Origin of the sequence: Actinoplanes subtropicus, from assembly GCF_000721705.1 — a bacterium.
GTDB lineage: Bacteria > Actinomycetota > Actinomycetes > Mycobacteriales > Micromonosporaceae > Actinoplanes > Actinoplanes subtropicus.
Map to the genome: position 1 here is coordinate 1 of NZ_JOJL01000186.1, position 256 is coordinate 256.

The 256-nt window shown below is 62.5% G+C and carries 1 protein-coding gene; it reads left to right on the forward strand.

The features are described 5' to 3' along the window. A partial coding sequence (locus tag IH26_RS61880) for a hypothetical protein (RefSeq protein WP_034218356.1) occupies positions 1–256 on the forward strand: 256 nt, incomplete at both ends.

A 256-nucleotide genomic window follows, 5' to 3' on the forward strand; every position in this document is an offset into this window, starting at 1 on the left:
CCTCCTCGAATCAATCGTCGCCCGCTCCCTGACCGGAACCATCTACGTCGGCCGCGGCGTGCCCAACAACTGGATCACCGCCGGACAGACCATCGCCGTGAACAACCTGACCAACACCTACAACATGTCATCCGGCGCCCGCTCGACCTACGGGGTATCCATCCAGACCACCAAACCCGGCACCAGCCGGCTGATCACCGTCACCCTGTCCGGCAACCTCCCCGGCAACACCCAAATCCAACTACCCATCTTCCTC